Origin of the sequence: Metabacillus niabensis, from assembly GCF_902829255.1 — a bacterium.
In the GTDB taxonomy this organism is placed as follows: Bacteria; Bacillota; Bacilli; order Bacillales; family Bacillaceae; genus Metabacillus; species Metabacillus niabensis.
Genome location: NZ_CADEPK010000302.1, coordinates 1 through 2,926 on the forward strand (window position 1 = coordinate 1; position 2,926 = coordinate 2,926).

Genomic DNA, 2,926 nt, shown 5'->3' on the forward strand with positions numbered 1-2,926 from the left:
TTTTTAATAGTATGTAAGGTTTAAAAAAGGTAAAGGTTGTAATAATACCTTCCCCCTCTGAACTAAATCGCCTTATTAAAATGTACTTTTCCGATGTTTGATTCTTTACATATCCAATGTTTTTTGTTTTAATTAGTTAGTGTAACTAACTATATAGGAGGGTAATCTTGAATATTTTTTCTTTAATCAACCGATTAAATCGTCGCTATTTATCAGGTTTAACAGTTAAATTATCACCATTTGGCCTTACACCTGCAAACTGGTCTTTGTTAGATTATTTAGTTCAGAATGGACAAGTAACTAGCATTCAAATCGCAACCTATTGGGATATTGAGAAGCCAACTGTTTCTGCTAATGTTAAACAGCTAATTAAGCTTGGGCTTATTGAGACAATTCCTGGTAAGGATAAGCGTGAAAAACAGCTCATTCTAACGGAAAAAGGTCACCTTCTCATGAATGAGGTATCACCAATTATTTCGAAATTTCAAGATGACCTCCTTTCAAATTTTCAAAAGGAAGAAAAGGAATTTCTACAACGTGGCTTGTCCACTTTATACGAAGCAATGAAGGAGTAAGATGTATGACAACGAAAAAATTTGGACGAAGGATTTTATCATTATCGGTATTATCAACTTCCTATCAATTCTCATGTTTTATTTATTAATGGTTACAATTGCATCCTATGCGATGGATGAGTATCATGTTTCAACAAGTACTGCTGGGCTAGTTTCTAGCATTTTCATCGTTGGTTCACTTATTGGAAGACTTGGTGCAGGGCGTTTTATTGCACAGCTTGGTGCAACGAAAATACTATGGATAGGCTTATCTACTTTTTTAATTACCTCTTGTTTTTATTTTATTCAAATCGGTGTTGGCTTTTTATTAATTAATCGTTTATTACAAGGAATTGGTGTCGGGATCATTGGAACAGCAGCAGGTACGATTATTGCCCAAATTCTTCCTGCATCAAAAAAAGGTGAAGGAATTGGATATTTTAGTTTAAGTGTTATTTTAGCTACAGCTATTGGTCCGTTTATCGGAATTTACCTGATGAAGCTAAAGAATGGTTTTAATCTCATGTTTTCAATGAATATTATCCTATCTGCAATCATTCTTATCGGCTTCTTCTTTGTCAAATTAAAATTACCGGTTGTTGCAAAACAAACTTCAAAGGTAGAAGGAAAATCTATTCTCTCAAAGTTTATTGAGCCAAAGGCAGTTCCGATCTCGATCATCGCCCTAATTGTTGGCTTCACATATTCAGGTATTATGTCGTTCCTCTCATTTTATGCTGAGGAAATTGATTTAGTCGATGCAGCTAGCTATTTCTTCCTTGCCTATGCAATCATTATTATTATAAGCAGGCCTTATACTGGCAAAATTATGGATGCTAAAGGGGCGAATATTATTGTATATCCTTGTTTAGCCGTATTTACAGTTGGGATGCTGTTATTTAGTGAAGCAGCTTCTGGTTGGATGCTGCTTGTTTCAGCTGTTCTTATTGGATTTGGCTATGGGAATTTTAACTCTATTGCCCAAACAGTTGCGGTGAAAGTAACAGAGCCACATCGTTTCGGGCTCGCGACCTCAACATATTACATTTTATATGATTTAGGTCTCGGAGTTGGACCATTCATACTTGGATTTATTGCTCCAATTACAGGCTATAGAACCGTATTCCTATTAATGGTTCCGATTATTTTAATTTGTATACCGTTATACTACTTCCTATATGGAAGAAAAGAAAAAGCCCAGCTTTCATTGGCTGAGACAGAGTAAGCACATTAAAGAAGTTGTATTTCATATTAAAATGAAATACAGCTTTTTTATTAACTCAATGTGTATTATTCAATATTGAGTATGAGGCGATAAAATTTTCTATAAAGATTCCTTTTTCGTTCGGTCAAATTTGAAAAAACAATAACTATCACCCTTTGACAATAATTTTGGCCGTGAAAAGCGAACACCGTGCTTATGTGGCAGTAATACATCACCCCATATATCATCAAGTGTACAAAACATTGGCATTACTTCCAGTGCATCATTTGCTCGGAAAAAATCAAAATAAAAGCACTTTTTCACATGTAAATGATAGGCTTGCTCATCATCTCTTACAATATCGTGTGTAAAATTTACATTTCCATAATGCTTATCTTGTTTTTCCTTTGAAATTTTCACGATACGTTTAAAAGGATTTGGATCTATCAATAAATATAGCTTCATAAAAAATTGCTGCTTCTTTTTCGTTCTTTCAATAAGGATATAACGGAGAATTTCTTCCCAATTTTCAAATTGATATTTTTTTAATACCCTATATGTGGCAAGTATAAGAGAAGTATACATCAAGTTGAATTCAGTTGGTTTATCTGTAGCCAATCCCATATTCTCCTTCAAGACCATAATATATAGCTCTCTTATTTCATTTGCTTTTTCATAACCAAGCTTTTGTTTAACACCTTTGAAAAACCCTTTTTCTATCATACTTTTAATCATCCTATCTCCTCCTTTAAATTCAAAGTTATATATTCAACGTTGAGTATAAAATATCATGAAAGGAATTATTTGTAAAGATGTCATTTACTTAAATTTTATTTTGTTTTTTTGAACCATGGAAAAGAAAAACTAGGCATTTTTTAAGGAAAAACATTTCAATATAATGCAGGGTTTTCTCTTTTGTGTCTTTTTGTATTTCACATAGTTCTAAAACGAGAGATAAATTATAAGAATTCCTGGAATTCTTGCCATTTTAGGAAGGAAAATGATAAATAAAAAGCTGCAAAAGCAGCTTTCTAACGTTCAATTCTTTATAAAAGGGCGACAAGTTAGAGGACTTTTAAACATATTCTTAATTCAAATGAATATGTCTTCGAATACTTGCAGCAATTTCAGTAGGATTGTCAATTTGGATTATAATATAATTATATTT

Annotated in this window: 3 protein-coding genes; 2 read left to right on the forward strand and 1 reads right to left on the reverse strand. The window is 32.6% G+C overall.

What is annotated here, in order from left to right:
* Positions 1 to 167: 167 nt before the first annotated feature.
* The gene (locus HU235_RS17750; RefSeq protein WP_170944340.1) at positions 168 to 575 is read left to right on the forward strand and encodes a MarR family winged helix-turn-helix transcriptional regulator; all 408 of its coding nucleotides are present in this window, start codon (positions 168 to 170) and stop codon (positions 573 to 575) included.
* Between the two features lies 1 nt (position 576).
* Positions 577 to 1,779: an MFS transporter gene (locus tag HU235_RS17755; protein WP_174881084.1), complete on the forward strand. Its 1,203-nt coding sequence runs from the start codon at positions 577 to 579 to the stop codon at positions 1,777 to 1,779.
* A 99-nt stretch (positions 1,780 to 1,878) separates the two neighbouring features.
* Here HU235_RS17755 and HU235_RS17760 read toward each other — a convergent pair whose 3' ends face one another.
* Positions 1,879 to 2,493 (reverse strand): L-2-amino-thiazoline-4-carboxylic acid hydrolase, encoded by a 615-nt coding sequence (locus HU235_RS17760; protein WP_174881085.1) that lies wholly within the window; start codon positions 2,491 to 2,493, stop codon positions 1,879 to 1,881.
* Positions 2,494 to 2,926: the final 433 nt, after the last annotated feature.

Excerpts from the sequence above, each read along its gene's own strand:
- HU235_RS17755 (WP_174881084.1), top strand. The coding sequence starts at position 577 with ATGTATGACAACGAAAAAATTTGGACGAAGGATTTTATCATTATCGGT.
- HU235_RS17760 (WP_174881085.1), bottom strand. The coding sequence starts at position 2,493 with ATGATTAAAAGTATGATAGAAAAAGGGTTTTTCAAAGGTGTTAAACAA.